Consider the following 474-nt stretch of genomic DNA (forward strand, 5'->3'; position numbering starts at 1 on the left):
CGCTCGACGTCCACCGGCGCAGCCGCTGGCAGCCGGCCCAGCACCTCCTGCGTGGCCGGGTCCTGCACGTCCAGGGCGGCCTGACTCCGGCCGGCGGTCCACTGACCGTCGATAAAGAGAAGCAATTCCGGATATTGCATGATCAGTCCGCCTTGGGAATATGACTGGTTTCAATAACCTCCGCCCAGCGCTCGGTCTGGCTGCGGATATGATCGGCGAAGTCCCGGGGCGAGCCGGTCAGCGGAAACTGTCCCAGCTTCCGCAGGACCTCGCGAGCCTGCGGCGCGCTCATGGCCCGGTTTATCGCCGCGTTGAGCCGCTGCGTGACGTCGGCAGGCAGGCCCGCGGGCGCCAGCACGCCGTTCCAGGGCTCGGCCGAGAAACCCGGAATGCCAGCGGCCTCGGCCACGGTGGGCAGGTCCGGCGCAATCGGCGAAGGACGGGCACTGGCAATGGCCAGGGCGCGCAATTTGC

At 68.6% G+C, this 474-nt stretch carries 1 protein-coding gene; it reads right to left on the reverse strand.

The genetic code is table 11. The features are described from left to right. Nucleotides 1-142: 142 nt before the first annotated feature. A partial coding sequence (locus AD428_RS24070; RefSeq protein ID WP_255352299.1) for a tripartite tricarboxylate transporter substrate-binding protein occupies nucleotides 143-474 on the reverse strand: 332 nt, incomplete at its 5' end.

The sequence above is a fragment of the Achromobacter sp. DMS1 genome, from assembly GCF_001270295.1.